The organism is Wenzhouxiangella sp. 15190 (assembly GCF_003417465.1).
In the GTDB taxonomy this organism is placed as follows: Bacteria; Pseudomonadota; Gammaproteobacteria; order Xanthomonadales; family Wenzhouxiangellaceae; genus Wenzhouxiangella.
Genome location: NZ_QVMV01000020.1, coordinates 100,994 through 123,993 on the forward strand (window position 1 = coordinate 100,994; position 23,000 = coordinate 123,993).

General features: G+C 65.3%; 20 protein-coding genes. 4 read left to right on the forward strand and 16 right to left on the reverse strand.

The features are described from left to right. Positions 1 to 109 precede the first annotated feature (109 nt). From DZK26_RS05215 to ccoN, 10 genes are all read right to left on the reverse strand, one after another. The gene (locus DZK26_RS05215) at positions 110 to 820 is read right to left on the reverse strand and encodes a sulfite exporter TauE/SafE family protein (protein ID WP_116898457.1); all 711 of its coding nucleotides are present in this window, start codon (positions 818 to 820) and stop codon (positions 110 to 112) included. A gap of 160 nt (positions 821 to 980) precedes the next feature. Further along, entirely contained in the window at positions 981 to 1,244 is a 264-nt protein-coding gene (gene ccoS / locus DZK26_RS05220; RefSeq protein WP_116898456.1) for a cbb3-type cytochrome oxidase assembly protein CcoS, read from the reverse strand. 142 nt (positions 1,245 to 1,386) lie between these two features. Further along, the gene (locus tag DZK26_RS05225) at positions 1,387 to 3,861 is read right to left on the reverse strand and encodes a heavy metal translocating P-type ATPase (protein WP_147306667.1); all 2,475 of its coding nucleotides are present in this window, start codon (positions 3,859 to 3,861) and stop codon (positions 1,387 to 1,389) included. Further along, positions 3,858 to 4,370 (reverse strand): FixH family protein, encoded by a 513-nt coding sequence (locus DZK26_RS05230; protein WP_181918404.1) that lies wholly within the window; start codon positions 4,368 to 4,370, stop codon positions 3,858 to 3,860. Before DZK26_RS05230 ends, DZK26_RS05225 begins: the two co-directional genes overlap by 4 nt. A gap of 4 nt (positions 4,371 to 4,374) precedes the next feature. Further along, a complete protein-coding gene (gene ccoG, locus DZK26_RS05235; RefSeq protein WP_116898453.1) occupies positions 4,375 to 5,763 on the reverse strand; it encodes a cytochrome c oxidase accessory protein CcoG in 1,389 nt (462 codons plus the stop codon). After that, positions 5,760 to 6,044 (reverse strand): hypothetical protein, encoded by a 285-nt coding sequence (locus tag DZK26_RS05240; protein WP_116898452.1) that lies wholly within the window; start codon positions 6,042 to 6,044, stop codon positions 5,760 to 5,762. Before DZK26_RS05240 ends, ccoG begins: the two co-directional genes overlap by 4 nt. Further along, positions 6,031 to 6,945 carry a cytochrome-c oxidase, cbb3-type subunit III gene (ccoP, locus tag DZK26_RS05245; RefSeq protein ID WP_116898451.1) on the reverse strand — a complete coding sequence of 305 codons (915 nt, stop codon included), beginning with the start codon at positions 6,943 to 6,945 and terminating at the stop codon, positions 6,031 to 6,033. Before ccoP ends, DZK26_RS05240 begins: the two co-directional genes overlap by 14 nt. Beyond that, positions 6,942 to 7,115 carry a CcoQ/FixQ family Cbb3-type cytochrome c oxidase assembly chaperone gene (locus DZK26_RS05250; RefSeq protein WP_116898450.1) on the reverse strand — a complete coding sequence of 58 codons (174 nt, stop codon included), beginning with the start codon at positions 7,113 to 7,115 and terminating at the stop codon, positions 6,942 to 6,944. Before DZK26_RS05250 ends, ccoP begins: the two co-directional genes overlap by 4 nt. Beyond that, positions 7,112 to 7,759 (reverse strand): cytochrome-c oxidase, cbb3-type subunit II, encoded by a 648-nt coding sequence (ccoO, locus tag DZK26_RS05255; RefSeq protein ID WP_404976183.1) that lies wholly within the window; start codon positions 7,757 to 7,759, stop codon positions 7,112 to 7,114. The genes DZK26_RS05250 and ccoO overlap by 4 nt, the downstream gene beginning before the upstream one ends. A 26-nt stretch (positions 7,760 to 7,785) precedes the next feature. Next, positions 7,786 to 9,213 carry a cytochrome-c oxidase, cbb3-type subunit I gene (gene ccoN, locus DZK26_RS05260; protein WP_116898555.1) on the reverse strand — a complete coding sequence of 476 codons (1,428 nt, stop codon included), beginning with the start codon at positions 9,211 to 9,213 and terminating at the stop codon, positions 7,786 to 7,788. Between the two features lie 140 nt (positions 9,214 to 9,353). On the opposite strand from ccoN, the gene DZK26_RS05265 reads away from it, so the two are divergent. The 4 genes from DZK26_RS05265 to DZK26_RS05280 all read left to right on the forward strand — a co-directional run bounded on the left by DZK26_RS05265 (position 9,354) and on the right by DZK26_RS05280 (position 13,343). After that, positions 9,354 to 10,805, forward strand: a complete 1,452-nt coding sequence (locus tag DZK26_RS05265) for a DUF2868 domain-containing protein (protein WP_116898448.1) — start codon at positions 9,354 to 9,356, stop codon at positions 10,803 to 10,805. Then, complete coding sequence (locus DZK26_RS05270; RefSeq protein WP_116898447.1) at positions 10,802 to 12,196, forward strand: GTPase/DUF3482 domain-containing protein; 1,395 nt, start codon at positions 10,802 to 10,804, stop codon at positions 12,194 to 12,196. The genes DZK26_RS05265 and DZK26_RS05270 overlap by 4 nt, the downstream gene beginning before the upstream one ends. 211 nt (positions 12,197 to 12,407) lie before the next feature. Continuing rightward, a complete protein-coding gene (locus DZK26_RS05275) occupies positions 12,408 to 12,611 on the forward strand; it encodes a cold-shock protein (protein WP_116898446.1) in 204 nt (67 codons plus the stop codon). A 132-nt stretch (positions 12,612 to 12,743) separates the two neighbouring features. Continuing rightward, positions 12,744 to 13,343, forward strand: a complete 600-nt coding sequence (locus DZK26_RS05280) for a Yip1 family protein (RefSeq protein WP_116898445.1) — start codon at positions 12,744 to 12,746, stop codon at positions 13,341 to 13,343. A 31-nt stretch (positions 13,344 to 13,374) separates the two neighbouring features. On the opposite strand, the gene DZK26_RS05285 is transcribed toward DZK26_RS05280, so the two are convergent. The 6 genes from DZK26_RS05285 to DZK26_RS05310 all read right to left on the reverse strand — a co-directional run bounded on the left by DZK26_RS05285 (position 13,375) and on the right by DZK26_RS05310 (position 22,756). Continuing rightward, a complete protein-coding gene (locus DZK26_RS05285; protein WP_116898444.1) occupies positions 13,375 to 13,869 on the reverse strand; it encodes a hypothetical protein in 495 nt (164 codons plus the stop codon). 219 nt (positions 13,870 to 14,088) lie between these two features. Beyond that, positions 14,089 to 14,556 (reverse strand): PaaI family thioesterase, encoded by a 468-nt coding sequence (locus DZK26_RS05290; protein WP_116898443.1) that lies wholly within the window; start codon positions 14,554 to 14,556, stop codon positions 14,089 to 14,091. Next, a complete protein-coding gene (locus DZK26_RS05295; RefSeq protein ID WP_116898442.1) occupies positions 14,553 to 15,398 on the reverse strand; it encodes a dienelactone hydrolase family protein in 846 nt (281 codons plus the stop codon). The genes DZK26_RS05290 and DZK26_RS05295 overlap by 4 nt, the downstream gene beginning before the upstream one ends. Positions 15,399 to 15,445: 47 nt before the next feature. Further along, positions 15,446 to 19,279, reverse strand: a complete 3,834-nt coding sequence (locus tag DZK26_RS05300; protein WP_116898441.1) for a translocation/assembly module TamB domain-containing protein — start codon at positions 19,277 to 19,279, stop codon at positions 15,446 to 15,448. Continuing rightward, positions 19,276 to 21,186, reverse strand: coding sequence for an autotransporter assembly complex family protein (locus DZK26_RS05305; protein ID WP_116898440.1), 1,911 nt, complete (start codon positions 21,184 to 21,186; stop codon positions 19,276 to 19,278). Before DZK26_RS05305 ends, DZK26_RS05300 begins: the two co-directional genes overlap by 4 nt. A 61-nt stretch (positions 21,187 to 21,247) precedes the next feature. Continuing rightward, positions 21,248 to 22,756: a YifB family Mg chelatase-like AAA ATPase gene (locus DZK26_RS05310; RefSeq protein ID WP_116898439.1), complete on the reverse strand. Its 1,509-nt coding sequence runs from the start codon at positions 22,754 to 22,756 to the stop codon at positions 21,248 to 21,250. Positions 22,757 to 23,000: the final 244 nt, after the last annotated feature.

A 23,000-nucleotide genomic window follows, 5' to 3' on the forward strand; every position in this document is an offset into this window, starting at 1 on the left:
AAGAAGGAACTAATTTAATAAGAATCAGAGTTCACATTCCGTGTGCTTCCGTGGTTTCAATGTTTTTGGTTCTCCGCAACTCTGCGTGCGGCTCACCTCCAGAGCGTCTCTAACTGACGCATTCGACCAGGAACTGCATCCAGGGGTGGTCGATCGCGTGCGCCAGCCAGGGGCCGGCCGCGATCAGCAGCCCCGTCAGCGCCAGTAACGAAGCAGCCAGCCAGCGCAGGCCCGGACGATTGATGGCCGAGCGGAACTTCAGCATCACCAGCCCGCCGCCGAGCAGCAGCGGTACGGTGCCGATGCCGAAGGCCAGGATCATGACGGTTGTGGCCAGCGGGTCGGCCAGCATCACGGCGGTGGCGATGACGGTGTAGAGCAGGCCGCAGGGCAGCAGGCCCCAGAGCAGGCCCAGGCCGATGGCGTTGTCGAGCGAGCGTACCGGCAGGAACTTCGAGAACACGGGCATCATGCGCCTGGTCAGCGGCGCGGCGAGCTGGCCGACAACGTCGCGGAAGCGTCCCGGCAATGCGATGTAGACGGCCATCAACACGATGATGCCGCCGAGAATCCAGCGCATGACTTGCGGGGCGGCGTCAGGCACGGCGGCGGCTGGCAGCATGCCGAGGCCGGTGGCAACAAGCCCGATGGCCAGGTAACTCGAGATACGGCCGACATGAAAACCGATGGCCAGCGCACCGCGCCCCGAAGGAATCTGCGCGTGCAGCAAGCCGACGATCCCCCCGCACATACCCAGGCAATGCGTCGACCCGAACAGGCCGGCCAGCAATCCCGTCAGCAGTGCCGTTTCAACGTTCATGGGGCGGAGTCAGTCGAGCGCATTGGAGATGAAAACCTTTAAAACGCAAAGCCGCAAAGCAGCGAAGAACGCAAAGTTAAAAAGAATAAAACCACGGAAGACACGGAGGGACACGGAATACCCGTTTTCATTTCGAAATGGAAATTCTCCCATTCCGCGGTCATCGGTTTTTCGTCTTTTCTTCGCGTTCTTTGCTGCTTTGCGTCTTTGCGTTTTTCAGGTTTTGATCTTCCGTGTCATGACTTGCCTCAGCGCCCTGTTTCGATCGCTTGCCCGCGGCAAACTCCTCGTCGTCGTCGAGGATGTCCAGCGCCGGGGTGTCGAGGTCGTCGAACTGGTCGTTGCGCACCGCCCAGAAGAACGCACCGATGGCCAGGATCATCAGCAGGATCGACAGGGGAATGAGGACGTAGATGATGTTCATCCGGGTCAGTGTGAAGTGTTGGTCTGAAAGTGTGAAGTGTTAAGTGTTAAGTGTGAAGGTTTCAGGGGGCAGGGAAAATAGCGGTTTCCGGTTTCCGGTTTCCGGTTTCAGACCACAGACCACAGACCACAGACCACCCGCTTCAGACTTCGGCCACCGGACTCGTCGGACCACTCTCCCGCCTGGTCTCTCGCAGGGGTGCGACTTGGCGGGGCAGTTTACCGGCACGGCGGCCGTTGGCGACGACCAGCAGGCTGGAGATCGACATGCCGATGGCCGCCGCCCAGGGCGGGATGAAACCGGTGGCGGCCAGGGGCAGGGCGACGAGGTTGTAGGCGAACGCCCAGGCCAGGTTCTGATGGACCACGCCGACCACGCGCGGGGCCAGCTCGAAGGCGTGGCTGACCCGGTCCAGGCCTCGGCCGGTGATCACCAGGTCGGCCTGTGTGCGGGCGATATCGGCGCCTTCGGCCAGGGCGAGCGAAACGTCGGCGCCGGCCAGTACCGGGGCGTCGTTGATGCCGTCGCCGACCATCGCCACCCGTGCGCCTTCGGCCTGCAGTTGCCGGACCCGTTCGAGCTTGTCGGCGGGCTTCAGATCACCCTCGAAATGATCGATATCCAGCCGCGAGGCCATCTGCGCAACGTTCTCGCTCCGGTCGCCGGAGGCAAGCATCACCTTGATGTTGCGCGCCTTCAGCTGCTCGACCAGTTCCCTTGCGCCTTCACGCAGGGGACTGTCGAGCCGCAGCCAGGCGAGGAGGCGGTCGGCATCGGCCAGGGCGATCCATTGACCTGGACCGGGCGGCGTGATTTCGCGACCGAGCCGTTCGGCGATCCAGGCGGGCTTGCCCAGGGCCAGGTCCCTGCCGTCGATCGAGCCGCGCACGCCGGCGGCCATGACGGCCTCGGCCTGTTCGACCTCGCCGCCGTCGTCGTGACCTTCGAAGGCGCTGGCCACCGGGTGTCGGCTGACGCGTTCCAGGCGTCCCGCGAGCCGCAGGATTGCCGCTTGTCCCAGCTCGCGGTCCTCGACGGCTATTTCGGCGACACTCATGTCCGGTTGGGTCAGCGTGCCGGTCTTGTCCAGGACCACGTGGGTGATCTTCGGCAGCTTTTCGAGTACGTCGCTGCCGGTCGTGAGAATGCCCAGACGCGCGAACCCGCGCCCCGCAGAGGCCAGGGCAACCGGTGTGCCGAGCGCCAGGGCGCAGGGGCAGGAGACCACCAACACGGCAATGACGACCGGCAATATCCGGCCCGGATCGATCTGCCACCATGCGAGCGCGGTGACGGCCGCCCCGGTCAGCACGAAGGCGACGAACACCCCGGCAATGCGGTCGGCGACCTGCGCCAGGCGCGGCTTGTGGTCGCGGGCCTGCTCGAGCATCTGCACGATGCCGGCCAGGACCGTCGACTGGCCGATCTCGCCGACTTCGATCACCAGCTGGCCGTCGCGCAGCATCGAGCCGGCCAGAACCGACTCTTCTTCGCCGCGCCGGCGCGGGCTGGACTCGCCCGAGAGCAGCGACTCGTCGATCATGGCCCGGCCCGAAACGATGCGGCCGTCGGCCGGAACCGTCTCGCCGGCGCTGACCTGCACGCGGTCGCCCGGTTCGAGTTCCACCAGTGCCACCGGCTCGAGCATGCCGTCGGTGTTCATTCGCCGGGCGGCGGCCGGCAGGGAGCGCGCCAGGGCCGAGTGAACGGAACCGGCCCGCTGACGCGTGACCAGCACGGCATAGCGGCCCAGCAACAGGAAGAAGATGAACATGACGACCGAATCGAAATACGCTTCGCCGGCGTCTAGCAGGGTGATGACAATGCTGGCCGTCAGTGCCAGCAGCATGGCCGCGGCGACGGGCACGTCCATGCCCATGCGTCCCTGTCTCAGCGTCCGCCAGGCGGACGCGTAGAAGACCCGCCCTGAGTAGAACGCGACGGGTACGGCCACGATCATGCTGACGAGCTGGAAGAAGCGTTCGCTGGTCGGGTCGATGTCCTGGAAGGCGCCGATGTAGCCGGCCAGGGCGTAGCTCATCACCTGGACCATGCCGAGACCGGCGACGACAATGGCCTTGAGCAGGCGGCGGCGTTCCGCACGGTCTCGCTGTTCGCCCGCCTGGGGCGAGTCGAGGTGCGGGCGATAGCCCAGTGCCGCCAGCCGGGTGGCGATCTCGCTCAACGCGGCTCGCTCGGGGTCGAAATGCAGCCGGGCCCGCCCGTCGCCGATGTCGACCTGGATTTCCGCTATGCCCTCGAGTTCACCGACGAAGCGCTTGATCAGCCAGGCGCAGGCGGCGCAGTGGATGTTCTCGAGCACCAGGGTGATCTGCGACATCCCGTCGCAGTCGGTTCGAGCGTAATGACGCCCGATGGCATCGCGGTCCCACGCGCTGTAGTCGTCGGGATGGGCAGCGGCGTCGGGGCGCTGGGGCAGCGCGTCGCGAAAGTCGTAGTAGCGGTCCAGGCCCGCCTGGTCGATCAGGGTGGCCACGGCCTGGCAGCCGTGGCAGCACATCGGCCGAGCCTCGCCGCCGACGGTCGCCTGCAGGTCGACGCCGGCGGGCACCGGTTCGCCGCAGTGCCAGCACGACGGCGATGCTGCGTGGCTCACAGCTGCTCCGGATCGAGCCCGATTTCGCCCGCGACTCGACCGGCATAGCGCCCGGCCAGCCACCAGGTCTGCTCCAGGTCGCTGAGGATCACCCGGGAACGACCGGGGGGCTGGATACTGCCCAGGTCGGCCTGCCAGCGCCCGGCGTCGACGCGGCGGGCCACGGCCGAGACGTCACGTCCGGCATCGGTGGGATGCTGGAATCGCAGCAACAGCTGGTCGGGCAGAGCATCGATGCGGTGGGCACGAAGCGTCAGTTCGGCGAGATCGTCGCCGACCGCCAGCTCCGCGCTAAGCCCCAGGCTCGAGGCCCGCTCGGCGTGCTCGCGGGTGTCGATCAAGACCTTGCCCAGGGGCTGGTAGTCGCCGGTAACCATCTGGGGTGCATGCTTGATGCCGATGACCAGCACGCCGGTGCCCGATGCGACACCCATGCTCAGAATGGCGAGTATGAACCACACCCAGAACTCGCGGTACCAGGGCCGTATTGTCGTTTCGGTCATGTCCATCGCTTCACTCCAGTGCGCGGGCCGGGATGAAGAACCGCGTTTCGGTTTCGTTGAGCACCTCTCCGGCGGCATCGGTGGTGATGATCATGATGTCGTGCATGCCGGCCTTGGCCCGCTCGATCGGCAGGCCGATGGTCAGGGGCTGGTTGGCGACCTGCGAGGGGGAAATGCTGACCGGCGCCGTCGGCTCGATGACACGCAGGCCGGGCAGGCCCTCGGCGGCGATACGCACCGCCAGCTCGCGATCGGTTCGATTGGACAACTTGAGCGTAAAGGGGTTCTCGAGGGTCTGATCGGTGACCCGGTGCAATGCGGTGCGATCGCGCAATACGTCGACCAGCAATGGATCGCGGCCGGTGAGCACCAGGCCGATCAGCGTGGCCAGGGCCAGCAGGGCGGCGATGTAGATGAAGATGCGCGGCCGCAGGATGCGTGTCGGCTTGTCGTTGAGGGCGTTCTCGGTGGTGTAGCGGATGAGACCGCGCGGATAACCCATGCGATCCATCACGTCGTCGCACACGTCGATGCAGGCCGCACAGGCGATGCACTCGATCTGCAGGCCGTCGCGGATATCGATGCCGGTGGGGCAGACCTGGACGCAGCCCATGCAGTCGATGCAGTCTCCCAGGCCGAGCTCGTGCCGGTCGTCGGACTTCTTGCGCGGGCCGCGCGGCTCGCCGCGGGCTTCGTCGTAGGAGATGACCAGCGAGTTGTCGTCGAACATGGCCGACTGGAAGCGCGCATACGGGCACATGTACTTGCAGACCTGCTCACGCAGGTAGCCCGCGTTGCCGTAGGTGGCGAAGGAGTAGAAGAACAGCCAGAAGGTCTCCCAGCCGCCCAGGTTGAACTCGATCAGGCGCATGCCGAGTTCCCGGATCGGCACGAAGAAGCCGACGAAGGTAAAGCCGGTCCACAGCGCGAAGGTGATCCACAGGAACTGCTTGGCCGACTTGCGCGCGATCTTCTCCCGGTTCCAGGGTCCCTGGTCGAGTTTGATGCGCTTGTTGCGGCGACCTTCGGTGACCCGCTCCATCCACAAAAAGACCTCGGTCCAGACGGTTTGCGGACAGGCATAGCCGCACCACAGCCTGCCGGCCAGGGCGGTAAAGAAGAAGAGGGTGAGCGCGGCCATGGCCAGCAGCAGCGACAGGATGATCAGGTCCTGCGGCCAAAGCGTGATCCCGAAGATGTGGAACTGGCGGTTGACCAGGTCGAACAGCACGAGCTGCTGCCCGTTGATGCTGATCCAGGGCAATACGTAGTAAAGGCCCAGCAGTACCCAGGCGGCAATCACGCGCAGGCGGGCAAAGCGGCCCTTGACCTCGCGCGGGTAGACCTTGGGCTGCTTGACGTAGAGCGGGATCGCTTCGGTGTTGGCGCCGTTGCTCATTCTCCGATCCCGCCATTGAAGCGGTTGGCCGGTCGCAGAAGCAGCCAGGTGAACAGGCTGGAGGCGGCCGTGGCCGACCAGAACAGGAAGAAGCCGATTGTGTAGCCGGCCATGCGGCTCATTTCGAGTTCAGGAAAGGTCATGTCGCGCAGCATCAGCGGATCGACGATGGTGAAGAACACCATCGTCGCCACGCCAGCGGCAAAGAACGAGGGCCAGAGGATCGCCCCCAGGCGCTGGGCCAGGGGACGCGGTGGAATGTCGCGATCAGTTCTCGGCATCGTCGTTCTGACTCAGGTTGAGGACGTAGGCGGTGACCAGACGCGTGCGGATTTCGCCGATCAGCTCCATCTGCGCCGGCATGACCCCGTTGCGCCCTTCCCGAATGGTCTCGCGGATGCTGTCGAGGTCGCCACCGTAAGTGTAGACGCCCGCGGTCAGGTCGGGCGCGCCGAGGTGGATGTTGCCGGTGCCCTCGGGACCGTGGCAGGCCGCGCAGTTCTGCTGGAAGAGTTTCTCGCCCGCGGCGGCCATGCTGGCGTCGACCGGCTTGCCCGCCAGCTGTTGCACGTAGACGGCCGTGCGCGTGACTTCCTGCTCGCCCAGATTGTCGCCCAGTGGTGGCATCACCGCCTGCCGGCCGGCCTGGATTGACTCGAGCACGCGCTGCGGCGCCCCGCCCCAGATCCAGTGGTCGTCGGTCAGGTTGGGGTAGCCCTCGGCGCCACGGGCGTCGGAGCCGTGGCAGGTCGAGCAATTATGGGCAAAGATGTTGCGTCCCACGCGGAGGGCTTCGGCGTTATCGGTGAGCTGCTCGATCGGCTGATCGGCCAGTTCGGCAAACTGTGCCCGGAAGGCCTCGTCGGCCTGCTCCATTTCGGCTTCGTACTGCTTCTCCTGCGTCCAGCCCAGCGTGCCGTCGTAGCGGCCCAGCCCCGGATAAAGCACCAGGTAGCCCAGCGCGAAGGCCACCGACAGATAGAACAGCCAAAGCCACCAGCGCGGCATGGGATTGTTGTACTCGCGCAGGTCTTCGTCCCAGACGTGCCCGGTGGTTTCACCTTCGTCGCCGCCCGGTTGCTTGTTGACCTTCGCGCGGCCGGTAGCAATGAACAGCCAGACCATGGCGGCGGTGAAGCCCAGCGTGATGATGACGACGAACCAGTGCCAGAACGCGCTCATGATGAACTCTCCTTGTCCTTTTCTTCCGTGTCGTGCCGGCTTCGATCGTCTTCGTCCAGCGGCAGGTTGGCCTGTTCGTCGAAGTCTTCCTTGCGCTTGAACACGAACACCCAGATGACGATCGCCACGAAGGCGATCATGGCAAAAGCCGTAATCAGCCCGCTGCTCATGAGTCACCTCCCGCCGACTCGCCGGATGATGGCGGTGCGGCATCCTGGCCGGTCCATTGGGTGCCCAGGCCCTGCAGGTAGGCAATCACCGCCTCGAGTTCGGTTCGCCCTGCTACTGTTTCGGCGGCGGCTTCGATCTGCTCGTCGGTGTAGGGATGGCCCAGGCCCTTGAGCACGCGCATCCGCGCCTGGATCGACTCGGGATCGACGAAGCGCTCGGCCAGCCAGGGATAGGCCGGCATGTTCGAGTCCGGCACGACCGCGCGGGGATCCATCAGATGCAGTTCGTGCCAGGCATCGCTGTAGCGTCCGCCCACCCGGGCCAGGTCCGGGCCGGTGCGCTTCGAGCCCCACTGGAAGGGTCGGTCGTAGACGAACTCGCCGGCCACCGAGTAGTGTCCGTAGCGCTCGGTCTCGGAGCGGAACGGGCGGATCTGCTGGCTGTGGCAGTTGTAGCAGCCTTCCGAGACGTAGACATCGCGGCCAGCCAGTTCCAGTGGCCCGTGGGGCTCCACGCCGTCGGCCGGTTCGACGACCGCGGCCTTGAACATCAGCGGGACGATCTCGACCAGGCCGCCGAAGCTGATGGCGACCACGATCAGGACGGCCATCAGGCCGGCGTGTTTCTCGATCTTGTCATGCATTGCCATGAGTCAGTCTCCGTATCGGATCAGGCGTGGGCCGGTGCTTTGACCGGCACTTCGAGATCATCGGTTGAACGCATCTGCCAGGTCTTGTAGACGTTGTAGAGCATGATGAACATGCCCGACAGGAACACCAGGCCGCCGAACAGGCGCAGGATGTAGTACGGCTCGGTTTGCTGCAGCACCTCGATGAAGGTGTAGGTGAGCGTGCCGTCGTCGTTGAAGGTGCGCCACATCAGGCCCTGCATCACGCCCGCGATCCACATCGCGACGATATAGAGCACGGTGCCGATGGTGCTGACCCAGAAGTGCCACTCGATCAGCCGGGTGGAGTACATCTTTTCGACCCCGAACAGACGCGGGAACAGACCGTAGAGGGATCCGACGGTGATCATCGCCACCCATCCCAGCGCGCCGGCATGCACGTGACCGATGGTCCAGTCGGTGTAGTGCGACAGGGCGTTGACCGTCTTGATCGACATCATCGGACCCTCGAAGGTCGACATGCCGTAGAACGACAGCGCGACGATCATGAAGCGCAGGATCGGATCGGTGCGCAATTTGTGCCAGGCACCCGACAGCGTCATGATGCCGTTGATCATGCCGCCCCAACTCGGCGCCAGCAGCATTACCGAGAACACCATGCCCAGCGACTGCACCCAGTCGGGCAGCGAGGTGTAGTGCAGGTGGTGCGGCCCGGCCCACATGTAGATGGCGATCAGCGACCAGAAGTGCACGATCGACAGTCGGTAGGAGTAGACCGGGCGACCGGCCTGCTTGGGCACGAAGTAATACATCATGCCGAGAAAGCCGGCGGTCAGGAAGAAGCCGACCGCGTTGTGGCCGTACCACCACTGCACCATGGCGTCGACGGCGCCGGAATAGACCGGGTAGGAATGCATCCAGCTGGTCGGGATGGCCAGGTTGTTGACGATGTGCAGCACGGCAATCGTCAGGATGTAGGCACCGAAGAACCAGTTGGCGACATAGATGTGGCGTACCTGGCGCTTGACGATAGTGCCGAAGAACACGATGGCGTAGGCGACCCAGACGAGCGCGACCAGGACCGATAGCGGCCAGACCAGCTCGGCGTACTCGCGGCTCATGGTGTAGCCCAGCGGCAGCGTGACAACGGCGCCGATGATCACGGCCTGCCAGCCCCAGAAGGTAAAGGCCGCGAGCTTGTCGGAGAACAGGCGGGCGTGGCAGGTTCGCTGTACCACGTAGTAACTGGTGGCGAACAGGCCTGAACCACCGAAGGCGAAGATCACGGCGTTGGTGTGCAGGGGGCGCAGGCGGCCGTAGCTGAGCCACGGGATGCCGGCGCCGAGCTCGGGCCAGATCAGCTGGGCGGCGATGATCACGCCGACGAGCATGCCGACGATGCCCCAGATCACGGTGACCCAGGCAAACTGCCGGACCACGCGGTCGTTATAGGTGGTGGAATGCGCCATCGTGGATTCCTTGTTGTTGGTCGGGGTGCTGCGGATTATCGATATTGTCAGACGTTGAATCTTGATCAGAATCAAACCAGGGCGCAGGCGGTATGATTGCCGCGATGAATCCTTACGCACACTGTTCCCTATAGCTTCGCATGAGTCGCCTGACCGTTAACGACTGGCTGCTGGCCGAGTCCTTCCGGCGTCTCGAGGAGCGCGTGGGGCGCCAGCCCGACGAAGCGGCCCTTGCGATTGCACGCGACCGCGGCGGCGACCTGCCCGGACGCCTCCGGACCCGGGCCGCGGCACTGGCGCAGGCGCCGGCAGTGCGCGCCGACATTCGCCGCCTGCGCCGAGCACTGGGATGGCTTGCCATCGGGCTGGCCGTTGTCGGGATCGTGGCGGGTGCCATCGCTGCGCGTGCCACCATCGCCGACCGCCAGGTCGACATTCTCCTGGCGACCGCCGCGCTGCTGCTGGTGCCGAGCCAGATGCTCGTGGTCTGGTGCGTCGTCATGCTGCTGGGTGAACGACGCGGCGGATCGGGAAGCCTGGCCGGCGGGGTGGCGTTCGGCACGCTGCGCTGGCTCGGGCCGCGCCTGCTTTCCTCACCCCATGCCGCCGACGTGATGACTGCCTTTGCCGGTACCGCGGCCACGCGATGGGGGCGCTGGCGCTTGAGCGCCATTTCACACGGCTTCTGGTTGGCGTATGCAGTCGGTGCCTTTGCGACATTGTTCGTGTTCTTCTCCGTCGTCCAGTACGAACTCACCTGGGGTACCACACTGTTGAGCGATCGCAGCGTGATAAGCCTGGTCGAGTGGCTGGCCTGGTGGCCCGAGTGGCTCGGCTTCATGTCCGGGGCGGACGAGGCCTGGATCGCGGCCGGCCGTGAAGGGACCGGCGACGCCTCGGCCCGGGCCCAGTGGGCGCGCTTTCTGCTGGCAATGATCGCCGCCTGGGCCATCGTTCCGCGGGCGGTGCTCACCGTCGTTTCGTTGATCGTGTCCGCCGTGGCCGGTCGCCGCATGGATCTCGACACCACCCATCCCGGCTACCTGCGCCTGGCCGCCGATCTGTCGCCGGCGCGAACCGGGTCGGAAACCCTCGGCCGGCCGCTGCCGGATGTGGCGGAACGCCCCCGGCGTCGAAGACGATCGAATGCCGTCGGTATCCTGGCGGTCGCCATCGAACTCGAGCGGGACGAGGCGGATCTTGCCGGTCTGGTGCCCGGCATCGAAGTCATCGATCTGGGCAGCGCTGACGACCGGGCAGGGCGTAATGCCGCCCTGGAAACCGCCCAGCGGCTGAGTCGCCCCGCTGCGGCCGTGCTGGGCGTATGTTCCATGCTCAGGACGCCCGATGCCGGCACCGAGCGTTTTCTCGCGCAGCTGGCCGAAGCGGCCGGGGCGCCGTTGTGGCTGGTGCTCGACGAGGGCGGCCGGCTCGAAGCGCGCGGGGGCGATGTCGGTTCCCGTCGCCGCGACTGGCAGGCCCTGGCCGAACGCGCCGGCGGGCAGGCGGTCTTCATCGACCGCGATGCGCCCGAGGCGGGTGAGCTGGCGCGCTTGCATGGCGGGCTCAGCGAAGAAGAGGGCGGGGCATGAGTGTCGGGAAGCTGCGAATCGCGGTGGTCGGCCACACCAACACCGGCAAGACCTCCCTGGTGCGCACACTCACCCATAACCGGGCGTTCGGCGAGGTGCGTGACCGGGGCGGCACGACGCGAAGGATCGTCGCGAGCGAATTGGTCGCCGACGGTGGCGCACGCATCGAGCTGTTCGACTCACCCGGGCTGGAAAACGCGCCCGAACTGATCGACTGGCTGGACCGTCAGGCCGGCGATCGGCATGACGGCCCGGCCCGCATCCGCCGCTTGATCGACGATCCGGACGCTGCCGTGCGATTCGACCACGAATCGCGCGTGCTCGAACTGATGCTGGATGTGGATGTCGCCCTGTACGTCATCGATGCGCGCGAACCCGTCCTGGAAAAGTACCAGGACGAACTGGCCGTGCTCGGTCTGTGCGCCCGGCCCATCGTGGCCGTGCTCAATTTCACGGCCTCGACCGACAGTCGTGAGGCACAGTGGCGCGATGCCCTGGCGCGGGTGCAATTGCATACCGTGCTGGCCTTTGATGCCGCCGTGCGCGATCCGGCCACGGAACTGGCGCTGTTTGAGAAGCTCAAAAGTCAGCTCGACCGTCATGCGGACGTGCTTTCGGCCTGGCTTGATTTTCGACGGGCGGAAGAACACCGCCGCCGGCAGGCGGCGCTGGAAGCCGTGGCGAGTCTGCTGCTGGACGTCGCCGCCTTCGTCCGTGAGGTGGACTCCGACAACGACGCGGCGAAAGAACGAACCTGGCGCGAGATGCGCGAGACCATCCATCGCCGCGAACAGGCCTGCGTGGATACCCTGCTCGAGCTCTATCGCTTCGGCCGTGAGGACTACGACGACGAACAACTGCCCGTCAGCGAAGGGCGCTGGCAAGCCGACCTGTTCGATCCCGAGACGCTTCGTCACTATGGCATCCGGGCTTCGGGCTATGCGGCGTTCGGCGCGGGTGCCGGCGCGGCCATCGATGTCGGAACGGGCGGGCTGTCGCTGGGTGCGGGAACGATGACCGGGGCGGCAATCGGTGCCGGAGCAGGTCTCGTGCGCAGTGCCGGCTCGCGCCTGGTCAACCAACTGCGCGGTCGCGAGCGACTGCAGGTGGACGATGCCGTCGTGCGGCTGCTCATGGCCCGCTCCATGGAACTGCTCGCCGCCCTCGTGCGGCGCGGTCACGGCAATCCCGCACGCATCCGTGCACGCACCGGACAGGCGCTGGATCGCCGTTTGCCGCGTACGGTCCGGCGTGCCCGCCATCATCCGCGCTGGTCGGCCCTCAATGCCGATGGCGGGGTGTCGAACTCGCGCGCTAGTGCGTTGACCGAGCTGGCGCGTGAACTCGACGAACGGGCCGCGGAGGACCCGGTGAGTGGCGAACAAGGCTGATCGTTACCGAAACAGGCACCGGGAGGGGGTGTTTCGGCGGATGAATATTCCGGTAGAAATTGCCTGAAAGCGGGCGTACAATGGACTTTGCCTGCGGTAAATGGCGCTTGCGAATTCTGGTCGACCCCTCCCTTCTGGCAGGACATCGCCAAAATCCCATCCTTCATTTCCCCGGCACGTTTGTTCTATTTTTCATACAGGTAACAAGATCATGGCAACAGGTTCAGTCAAGTGGTTCAACGAAGCCAAGGGCTTCGGTTTCATTAGCCAGGACGATGGCGGCAAGGACGTTTTCGTTCACTTCTCCGCGATTGAGGGCAGCGGCTTCAGGACGCTGGCCGAAGGTCAGAAAGTGACTTTCGATATCCAGGAAGGCCCGAAGGGTCCGCAGGCTGCCAACGTGCAGCCCGCCTGAAGCGAACCACTTCACAAAAGGTAACGGAAACCCCGCCACGCGCGGGGTTTTTTTTGCCCACCCCATCGCCTGGGGGATCGATTTTGTACACTGGTGGCGCAAGAGGGCCACTTTGCAACCTGGGAGGATGACATGTTCAATCCGAGCAAGACCATCGAGCTGGTATCCGGCAGCTTGAGCAATCCGCGCGCGACCTGGGAATCCTATCTGGGCGAGAACCCCGGTTGGCAGCGGACCGCCATGGAACTGACGGTGCCGCTGATCGTCGTGGCCATTGTGATTGGCTGGCTGCTGTCGATTTTGCTGGGCGGGTATTTCTACTTCGGTTACGGTCGCGGTGCCGTGTTCGCACTGGTCTTCGGACTGATCGCGGCCGCCATCAGCGTGACCGTGCTCAGCTTTCTCGTCGGTTTCTTCGCCGGGCGATTCGGCGGCGAGTCGAATTTCGACCGCGCCTTTGCCGGCGTGTCGCTGGCCATCATCCCCGGTTGGCTCGGCGCGGCCGTCAGCGGCATTCCGTTCATCGGCAGCCTGTTGCAACTCGCCGGGATGATCACCGGCCTGGTGTTTCTCTACAAGATCATTCCGCTGGCGGTGGACGTTCCCGAAAGCAAGCGGGCGACGCACTTCATCGTCACCATCGTGGCTGCCGCGATCATTCAGATCATCCTCGGGCTGATCCTGACCGCCGGCACCATGACCGGCGGTACCGGCATGCATCAACTGGGCTGAGCGGGTTAGGCTCGCTGGCGGCAGAAGCCGGCTACATGTCCGCTTTGTCGTCGGCGTCGTCCATCGGCGGCTGGCTGCGCTTGGCGGGGCAGAAGAAGGGCTTGCCGTCGCGGCCGGCGTGGTAGGCGTGTTCATCGTCGCCGTCGCTGAGCACGATGTAGAAGCCATCGACGAGGGCCTGGGTATACATCATGCCTTCCTCGGGACAGCCCAACGCGCCGTCGCGCCAGGTCACCGCCCTCGCCTTGACGATGCCAATATCATCGGCCTCGACACCGCTACGCTCGGCCAGATCCCGCCGGGCGGCTTGCAGAGCTTCTTCCAGGCCCATTCGATCAACTTTGGCTTCGGTCATGTCCTTGCCCTCGGCGGAGTCGTTGTCGCCATTGTCCGTTTCAACTTCTTCACTTTCCACGGCCTCGGCCGGCGAATCTTCGGTTGTCTCCGGAGCCTGCTCCTGGCAGGCAGCAAGCGCACAGGCGATGATGAGGGCCAGGCAAAAACGAAGCAGGTTCGTAACCAACATTGCAATCTCCGCGTATCGTGGAATCTTCGATTATGGCATCGAGATCCGCTAGCTGCATCGTCAACGGCCATGCGGTGGATTGTTCCCGCTTGCGGGAATTGGCCTGAAAACATGCAAGAAACCACGGAAGACACGGAATACACGGAAAAGGAAGATTCTTTACGGACGCGGTTTTTTTTTCCGTGTTTTTCCGTGTTTTCCGTGGTTACATAATTTTGATCACCAGCGGTGGTAGGCCGGGTGTCCCGGCTTGACGGCGACGAACTTCCCCGTCGCCCGGTCGCACACTTCGCCGCCGGCGGTGAGTTCCGCCTCGACGCTGACGATGCCTTTCTCGTCGGTGTCGGTCACCCAGGCTTCCAGATGCAGCGGGCCGTCCGAGGGTGTGGGTTTTCTCAGTTTGACGGCGTATTCCATCGTGACCGTGCAGGGTGGCTTTTCCAGGTCCTGTGACTGCATCAGGTGCCAGGCGGCGGTCCAGTTCATGTGGCAGTCGAGCAGCGAGCCGATGATGCCGCCGTTGAGCACGCCGGGAAACGCTTCGTGATGGGCTTCGGGCTGCCAGTCGGCAACGACCCGCTCGCCTTTCGCGAACGATCGGATGCGCAGTCCCTTTTCGTTGGCCGGCCCGCAGCCAAAGCAGGCGTTGTGGGGGGCGTAGCGCTCCTGCAGGCAGGGTTCGTTCATTCTTCCTCCGTCTCCGTCGATTCCGGACCGATGGTGCGATCGAGGTAGGCGCGCAGCCGTTCCCAGGCATGAGCGCCGGCCGGCCGAGCGTCGCGCGAGTCGCGTTCGGTGTAGAGCCAGAAACCGTGGTCGACGGCGTCGTAGATGTGCACGTCGTTGTCGATGCCGGCCGCGCGCATGGCGGTGACGAAAGCTTCGACTTCGTCCACCGGGATGCCCGTGTCTTCTTCGGCGAAGGTGCCGTAGACCTCGTGATGAATGTGACGCATCTGCTCGGGATCGTCGAGCAGGGAGCCGTAGAAGATGGCTGTTCCGTCATGCTTCTGGCTACCGAGCGCATAGGACAGGGCCACGCCGCCGCCGAAGCACCAGCCGACGGTCGCGATGCGGCCGGTGGTGGGTGTGTTGGTTTTCAGCCAGTCGACGGCCGCATCGAGGTTGTCGATGATGGCCTGCTCGTCCGAGCGTGCCTCGCGCATCAGCTCGATGTTCTCCTCCCGGTTCGATCCGGTCCGGCCGCTGTAGAGGTCGGCGGCAAACGCGATGTAGCCGTGTTCGGCGAAGGCATCGGCAGTCTGGCGAATGCGGTCGACCAGGCCGTTCCATTCGTGGATCAGGATCACGGTCGGGAAGGGGCCTTCGCCTTCGGGCATGGCCAGGTAGCCACGCGTGTCTTCATTGGCTTCGAAATAGTCGACGTGACGCCCTTCGGGTGCCGGGGCGTCGCCGGAAATGGCGCGCATCATCACGTCTTCGGCCGGTCGCTCTTCGGCCTGCGCGATGGACAGCGCCAGCGCGGTGAAAACGATCAGGATGGTCAGTCTCAGCACTCGTTGGTTCATGGTCCGCCTCCGGTCCGGCGCCTTCAGGTTTGAAGATGCCGGCAGTGTCAGTTATTCACGGTATAGCTTAGATCAACACCGGTGTCGCGTTCACCCGATACGACGCGCACGCCCCAGTGCCGGGAGAACTCGTAGCGGCCGGACAGGACATTGCCGGTTTCGAAAAGGCCCACGCCGTAACTGACGAACAGTTTGGGCAACAGGTAGAAACCGACGTTGAGCGCGCCCTGGCCGCCGGCGTGGTCGAAGTTCGATCCGGTCACGACGTAGGCCAGTGCGTTCTCCTCGCTGGTCGGTGGGTCGGTGTAGAGCTCGATCTCGGGTTGTTGCGCGCTGCCGGATATCTGCACCCCGGCCACCTCGACTTTCGGGTCGCCGAAGATGTCGCGCACGGCGCGGATATCGAGCCTGGGATTGTCGATCGGCTGGCCGGAGAAGATGATTTCGCCGTCGTTGATTTCGAGATTCTGGCCGTAGGCGCGATAGGATCCATCGGTGAGACGGATGGTGCCGCGGCCCTGGGGTCGGGGCGGTCCGTTCCAGCGCAGCTCAAGATTGCCGGCCAAGTCCGTCTGGAAGCCTTCAGTCGCCAGGCTGGCATCGTCGCCCAGGTCGATGCCCAGCCGCCCCTCGACCTTGCGGCTTGCAGCGCTTGCCGGGGCTTCTTCCTCCGTGCCTTCTCCTACGACTTCCACGTCGGATGAAGGGGTGATTCGTTCCGCGCTGCCGGGTGGCAGGCCGCCGCGCAGGTGATCGATGTGGATGTCGCCGTCGATCTGCACCAGACCGGGTTGTGCCTGAAGGCCGATCTGCGGGCTGGCCGTCAACTTCAGCCAGTCGGCGCCGGCGAAGGCGAACTGTTCGCCCTCGACTCGGCTTTCAAGCTGCCAGCCTTCGTCGAGCAGCCGGGCCTTGCCGGTGAGCCTCAACTCACCCTCGCCTGATTCGGCTCGACCTTTCAGGGTGGCGCTATCGGCCGAGCCGGCCAGTTCAAGACGAACGGCCCGCACGTCCAGGCCGAATGGCGCATGGACGAGTCGGCCCTCCTCAATGGCCAGTCGGCCGCTGAGTGAGGGGCCCGTGATCGGCCCCGAGAATTCCAGCTGGCCGGTGGCCGCGCCACCGATGCGGTCGAGTCGGGGAATGAGGTGGGCGAAGGCGCCGATATCGGGCAGGTCGAGCCGCGCCTCGCCCTCGAGGCGGGTGTCGGCCAGGTTGCGCAAATCGGCCAGCTGGGCCTGAGCGTTGAGCTCGGTCGCGCCTTCAAGCAAGGCGTGCAATCCCACCGACAGCGCCCGATTCTCACCGGGTTCGAAGTCGAGGCGAATCGTGTCGATGCCCAGCAGATCCTGTTCGCCGCCGATGGCCCTGAGCGCACCGGATTCGAGCTGGAGCTGGCCGTCCAGGCGCGCGAGTCCGGCAGTATCCCAGTTCGCTTCGACCCGGCCCGACAGCGGGGTGGTCAGGGAAAAAACCGGGTCGAGCGGCAGCAGCAGGAGATCCATGGGAACCTGCTCGACGCGGGCAACCACCCGGCCGGTCTCTCCTGCGCTCAAGTGTTCGAGGCAGAGCCGGGCCGGCGTGTCCGCCGAGGTGGTCAGGCAGGCGGCTTCGGCCTGAACGCTCTGTCCCGAGATGGCCAGCGGCAGGGGGTCGGCCAGTCGCCAGTCGCCAGCCAGGGTCTCGCCCAGGTACAGCCGTGCAATCTCGCCGCGCCATTCCAGACCGCCTTCGAGGCATTCGGCCAGCTGCCCGCCGGCAGCCAGGTCGAGATTGCCGCGTGCGCCCGATGCGGTCAGTTCGAGTCGGTGTTGCGCGCAGGTGCCGTCGAGCGTGAGTTCCAGTTGCTCGACGCGATCCCAGGGCTGCAGGTCGAGATTGCCTGCGATGATGGACAGGCTCAATTCGGGCTCACCGAGCCAGGCGAATTGCAGGTCGATGTCGGCTTCGTCCAGGTTGTAATCGCGGTAGCGCAGGCTCTCGACCCGGCCGACCAGTTCTGTCCGGCCATCGTTGGCGTGGAATTCGCCTTCCAGTTGTGCCCTGCCTTCGAGCTCCGGCCAGAGCTGTTCGAGGGACGCGGCTTCGAGGTCTACCTGCCAGGCGGCAGCCCCGGGGTTGCCGACTGCAATCCGGTTGTCACCCAGGTTGAGCGTCAGGTCGGCGGCTTGCGGGCGGTCGTCCAACCAGGCAAGCCGGCCGGATGCTTCGAGCGGCTGGCCACGCAGTTGGCCGCTGAGGTTTTCGAGCGCAATATCCGCCTGCCAGCGCTCGCCCCGGGCCAGTTCGATGTCGGCCCGCCCATCGATCTGCCCGGGCAGCTGGCTGACCAGCACGCCGGGGTCGAAGCCGTCGAGCGCCAGCGTCACCCGGGCTGACAGTGAGGGTGCCCAGGTCACTTGTCCATCCAGCGTCAGCGAACCGCTGTTGCCGGCATTGATCAGAAGGTGCTCGATGTCGGCCTGCTCGGCCGAGCCGGTGGCCCGGGCCTCGATGCGTGCCGGCGGTGTCTGCGGTGAATCCATCACGGCCTCGAGCTCAGCCCGCCAATCGCTGATACGGCCTTCCAGGCGCAGGCGGCCGGATTCGCTGGCCATGATCGGCTCGGCATCGTCGGTGACCGGCGGCCAGGCGAATTGCTGCCATTCGAGCGTGATGTCCACGCTGTCGCCGGCCGGGTCGATCCTGCCCTGGCCGGTCACGCTCAGATCACCCGGGTCCGCTGCGAGGGCCAGACTCTCGACCTCGATCACGCCCGCTTCCGTCGAGACCACCAGCTCACCGTCGATGCGGCCCTGGTTGGGCCATTGCGGATACAGCGGCGTGAGATCCAGCGACTTGAGCTGCAATCGGGCACTGGAAGCGGGTGCCGACTCACTCCAGTCGAGCCGCCCGTCGCCGCTGATGCGACCGTCGAGGACATTTGCCTGCAGCGATTCGACGGTCAGCGACTGCAGGCCACCGGACAGTGAAATCTGCCAATCGCCCGGCGGAATGTCGGGGCCGGTCACCCGTGCGCTGGATTCGGCTTTCCAGTCGCTCGGCTGGCCGCTCATGGTCAGCGTCAGATCCTGGATGGACAGCGGCAGTCCGGGCCAGTCGGACAGGCCCCCGCTGAACTCGGCCTCTACGCTCGGCATGTCCGGCAGGCCCCGCAGCCGGCCCCGACCATTGAGGGCGGCCGGGCCGGTGGTCGTCAGTTCGAAATCGAGCGCATCGATCCGGCCTTCGACGGTCAAGCTGGCGGAATGCTCGGCACCGTTGTCCAGCGCCGTGGTGTTCGCGTCGATTGTCAATCGGCCGCTACCGCGTCGCTCGAGTGTCCATTGACCCTGCGCCGTGACCCGCCCCGCATCTGCCGTGATCTCGAGGTTCTCGATGTCGACACTTTCGCCGTAGCGCCCGGCCAGGGTGATTCGTTCAATGCGCTGCGGTGCCTCGCCGGTATGGATGACCAGCTGTTGCAGGTCGACCTCTTCGACGATCACTTCGATCGGGCTGGTCAGGGTGGACAGGTCGAAGGGCTCGTCGGCGGGTTCAGTCGTCTCCTCCGTCTGCGGCAGATGCAGGTCGATGCCCCGGCCGCGCAGGTGGTGGACCACCACGCGCGGGCCGGCGAAGAGATCGATGCGCGCCGCCAGTTCGATTGCTTCGGCATTCAGCCGCGTGCCGGCATGTTCGAAGCGAACCGCCTCCAGCGTTATGCCTGAAGCCAGACCGCCGGATAGCGACTCGTATTCGAGCCGTTCGACCGACCCGGCCGCACGCGCCAGCGCCCAGCGGGCGCCGCTTTCGCTGTGGGTGAGCCACAGCCAGGCCGAGCCCAGTAGCAAACTGACTACGAGGAGAGCGATGACGACGATGACGAGCCATTTCTTCATAGCAGTTGCGTGCCGATGGTGAAATGCAGCCGCCAGGGCTTGTCGACATCGTCGAGCGCCTGGGCGATGTCGATGCGCAGTGGTCCGATCATCGTATACCAGCGAAAGCCCACGCCCACGCCACGCTTGAGCTTGCGTCGGTCGAAATCGTTGAAGGCGTTACCGATATCGGCGAAGGCCGCCAGCGACCAGTTCTCGCCGACGCGGTATTCATACTCGACCGAGCCGACCAGCAGGTGATTGGCGCCGTTGCGATTGGTACTCAAGTTCTCGAAGCCGTAGCCGCGTACCGTGCGGTCGCCCCCGGTCTTGAAGCGGTAGCGCTCGGGCAGTTCCGTGATGGTCAGGTCCAGGCTGCGATCGTCGAGGCCGATATCCAGCCGCCGGGTGTCGGCTTCGGTGTAGCCGGCCTCGCCGCGTAAACGCAGCTTGTGGCGTTCGCCCAGCAGCAGGTGCCAGCGTCCGCTCAGCCAGGCCTGGGCAAAGTTCACGTCCGAACCCGCCGACTCGTGCGCCCCGATCAAGTGCGCCCGCCAGACCGAGCCGCGGGTGTTGAAACCGCTGCCGGTGATCTGCGGCAGGCGCCAGCGGCCGCCGAAGGCAATCGCGCGGTTTTCAGTATCGAGGAATGTTTGAAGCTCCGGATTGGCTGCCAGCAGCGCCTCGTTTTCGGGGCTGAAGGAGCCTTCGCGAAAGGCGTCGAAACTCTCGTTGAGGATCGAGACGAACAATCGCTCCTCCAGGCGCTGGGAACGATCTCCCCAGAGCGTGCGTTCCCGCATGCGGCCGAAGGTCAGCTCGGTCTGCTCGCGGCGTCCGTCGTAAGCCTCGAAGACCGGCTCGACACGATCCTCGTCGTAAAAGCGAAAGTTGTCCTGTTCGCTGCGAAGCGTCGTACCGGCCGTGAGGAACTCCGACGGTCGACTGCCGCGCGGGTGTCGATACTCCGCCTGGAACACGTACTCCTGGTTGCGCTGCTGCGCGCCGAGCGCTGCCTCCAGGCGATTGCCGCGCGAACCCAGGTAGTGGCGCGTCCAGCCCAACTGCATGCGCGCGCCGGTGTCGGTGCCAAAGCCGATGGATGCGCGCCAGGTGTTGGGCGGTCTCGGTTCGAGGCGATAGTGCAGATCGACACGGTCGCGCTCGTCGTCGCGTTCGGGCTCGACCACCACGCGGTCGAACAGGCCGGAGCGAACCAGGACTTCACGCTGGCGGTCGAGTCGCTCGACGCTGTAGGGTTCGTCGGGCTTGATAACGTGCAGGCGGTTCATCAGCGAGGGGCTGAAGGGCTGGTCCGGTGCCCGGTAGTCGCCGAAGCGAAAGCGCGCTCCGGTCTCGTAGCTGATCTCCAGGTCGGCTTCCTGGCGGTCGGCGTCGACCACCACACGCCGTTCGTCGAAGCGGGCCTGGAAGTAGCCGCGTTCTTCGGCCAGCTTTTCCAGCTCCCTCCAGCTCTCCTCCCACTGGCGGTGATCGAGTCGATCGCCGGTCTCGAGCGGCCAATCCTGACGCCACTGCTTCAGTGCCGGGTCGTCGCTGCCGTCGCCCCGCAGTTCGATGATGGTCTCGTCAACCCGCACCGGTGGCCCGGGCTCGATGTTCAGGCGTGCCCGCCAGTGATCACTGTCGTCTTCGGGTTCGATCAAGCGGACCTGGATGCGCGGACGGTAGTAGCCGAAGGGACGAAGCGCCTGTTCGATTTCCGGACGGGCCTCCTCGGCCATCTGGCGCAGGCGCCACAGCGACAGGTCGTCGAGCTGCTCTGCCTGTACTAGGGATACCGACGCGCGTACATTGGCGAGCAGGTCTCCTTCGACACCCGATACTTCGGTGGAAACGGTTGCCGCCCGGGCCAGGCCGGTAGTTAACAGCACGGTCAGAAGCAGCAGTCTCGGTGCCAGCGCCATGCGATCTCCCGAGGAAACGAGTGCTTATGGTACCCCTCGGACAGCCAGCCGGTTGTGATGTTCAGGCTGTACGGGCGAAGTCGCTCTGGCGCCGGTCGAGTTGGCGGTAACCGATGGCCTCGCTGAGATGGTGGGCCTCGATGCGCTCGCTGCCGTCGAGATCGGCGATGGTCCGCGCCATGCGAAGGATGCGGTGGTGGGCGCGTGCCGAAAGCCGCAGCTTGTCGCAGGCCGCTTCCAGTAGCGTGGACTGATGGGCGTCGAGCGCGCAGTGGTCGCGGATGCCGGCCACGTCGAGCCGCGCATTGACGCAGCCGCGCCCGGCCTGCACCGCCCGCGCCTCGTGTACGCGCCGTCGCACATTCTCGGACGGCTCGCCTTGTGGGAAATCCTTGAGCGACTGGCGCGGCACCTCGACGTGCAGGTCGATGCGGTCGAGCAGCGGGCCCGAAATCCGGTCGCGATAGCGGCGAATCTGTTCGGGCGTGCAGGAGCAGCGCCCCGAGGGATCGCCCTCGTAGCCGCAGGGACAGGGATTCATCGCCGCGACCAGTTGAAATGCGGCTGGAAATTCGGCCTGGACCGCGGCACGGGAAATCACCACGCGGCCGGATTCCAGCGGCTCGCGCAACACTTCCAGCACGTGGCGGGAGAACTCCGGCAACTCATCAAGAAACAGGACACCGCCGTGAGCCAGGGAGATCTCGCCGGGGCGCGGTTTCGAGCCGCCGCCGACCAGCGCCACGCCGGAGGCGGTGTGGTGGGGCGCACGAAATTTCCTCTGGCGCCAGGTCGGCGGATCCAGTTCCAGGCCGGCGACCGATGCGATCGCCGCGGCCTCCAGCGCTTCGGTCTCGTCCATGGGCGGCAGGATGCCCGGCAGGCGCGAGGCCAGCAGGGTCTTGCCGGTACCTGGCGGGCCCATGAGCAGAAGGTTGTGTCCTCCTGCGGCGGCGATCTCCAGCGCCCGGCGGGCGCGGTGCTGCCCGAGCACATCGGCCAGGTCCGGGGCGGGCACTTCCTCGTCACCGGCGACCGGCTCGGCCCGCGGCAGGGCCTGGCGGCCGTTGAGCGCCTCTGCAACCTCGCACAGGGACTCGGCCAGGTAGATCTCGGCATCGGCCACGAGCCCCGCCTCCTCGGCATTGGCGCGCGGCAATACAAGTTTGCGGCCCTGCTCGCGGGCGCGCAGGATCGCCGGCAGGGCGCCCTTGACCGCCCGCAGCCGGCCGGTCAGCGACAGTTCACCGAGAAACTCCCAGTCTTTCAGGTCGTCGACATCGACCTGGCCGGAGGCGGCCAGCACGCCGACGGCGATCGGCAGGTCGAAGCGCGCGCCTTCCTTGGGCAGGTCCGCTGGCGCCAGGCTGACGGTCGTGCGCCACGACGGCAGGTCGAACTCGGAGTTCTTCATCGCTGCGCGCACGCGGTCCTTGCTCTCTTTGACGGCGGTTTCTGGCAGGCCCACGATGTTGAAAAGCGGCAGCCCCGGCGAGAGGTTGATCTCGCATTGCACCTGCGGCGCCTCGATGCCGACAGCGGCGCGTGAAAGCACGGTTGCCAGTCCCATCAACCCGTTCCATTTCAAGTCTGTTGACAGGATGGATCAGTTCATGTCGTTCGGGCGATGGCCGTAGGGCGCAGTGTTCTGTAGGAAAATTGCCATTTCGGGGTCGTTTGCCCGATCGGGGCCGCTCGATTAGCCTTGGTCGTGAGGCAGTTGGCCAAGGCACTCGAGATCACTCCATGCAAGCATTTTTTTACCGAAGCCGCCACAGCGGAACGAATAGCCGGTTTCCCGTCCGGCTCGTTCT

Coding starts and splice junctions, on each gene's coding strand:
- ccoP (WP_116898451.1), bottom strand. CDS start 6,945: ATGAGCGCGTTCTGGCACTGGTTCGTCGTCATCATCACGCTGGGCTTC.
- DZK26_RS05310 (WP_116898439.1), bottom strand. CDS start 22,756: ATGGGACTGGCAACCGTGCTTTCACGCGCCGCTGTCGGCATCGAGGCG.
- ccoN (WP_116898555.1), bottom strand. CDS start 9,213: ATGGCGCATTCCACCACCTATAACGACCGCGTGGTCCGGCAGTTTGCC.
- DZK26_RS05295 (WP_116898442.1), bottom strand. CDS start 15,398: ATGAACCAACGAGTGCTGAGACTGACCATCCTGATCGTTTTCACCGCG.
- DZK26_RS05265 (WP_116898448.1), top strand. CDS start 9,354: ATGAGTCGCCTGACCGTTAACGACTGGCTGCTGGCCGAGTCCTTCCGG.
- DZK26_RS05300 (WP_116898441.1), bottom strand. CDS start 19,279: ATGAAGAAATGGCTCGTCATCGTCGTCATCGCTCTCCTCGTAGTCAGT.
- DZK26_RS05250 (WP_116898450.1), bottom strand. CDS start 7,115: ATGAGCAGCGGGCTGATTACGGCTTTTGCCATGATCGCCTTCGTGGCG.
- DZK26_RS05240 (WP_116898452.1), bottom strand. CDS start 6,044: ATGCCGAGAACTGATCGCGACATTCCACCGCGTCCCCTGGCCCAGCGC.
- DZK26_RS05230 (WP_181918404.1), bottom strand. CDS start 4,370: ATGGACATGACCGAAACGACAATACGGCCCTGGTACCGCGAGTTCTGG.
- DZK26_RS05305 (WP_116898440.1), bottom strand. CDS start 21,186: ATGGCGCTGGCACCGAGACTGCTGCTTCTGACCGTGCTGTTAACTACC.
- DZK26_RS05270 (WP_116898447.1), top strand. CDS start 10,802: ATGAGTGTCGGGAAGCTGCGAATCGCGGTGGTCGGCCACACCAACACC.
- DZK26_RS05275 (WP_116898446.1), top strand. CDS start 12,408: ATGGCAACAGGTTCAGTCAAGTGGTTCAACGAAGCCAAGGGCTTCGGT.
- ccoS (WP_116898456.1), bottom strand. CDS start 1,244: ATGAACATCATCTACGTCCTCATTCCCCTGTCGATCCTGCTGATGATC.
- DZK26_RS05280 (WP_116898445.1), top strand. CDS start 12,744: ATGTTCAATCCGAGCAAGACCATCGAGCTGGTATCCGGCAGCTTGAGC.
- DZK26_RS05290 (WP_116898443.1), bottom strand. CDS start 14,556: ATGAACGAACCCTGCCTGCAGGAGCGCTACGCCCCCCACAACGCCTGC.
- DZK26_RS05285 (WP_116898444.1), bottom strand. CDS start 13,869: ATGTTGGTTACGAACCTGCTTCGTTTTTGCCTGGCCCTCATCATCGCC.
- ccoO (WP_404976183.1), bottom strand. CDS start 7,759: ATGCATGACAAGATCGAGAAACACGCCGGCCTGATGGCCGTCCTGATC.
- DZK26_RS05215 (WP_116898457.1), bottom strand. CDS start 820: ATGAACGTTGAAACGGCACTGCTGACGGGATTGCTGGCCGGCCTGTTC.
- ccoG (WP_116898453.1), bottom strand. CDS start 5,763: ATGAGCAACGGCGCCAACACCGAAGCGATCCCGCTCTACGTCAAGCAG.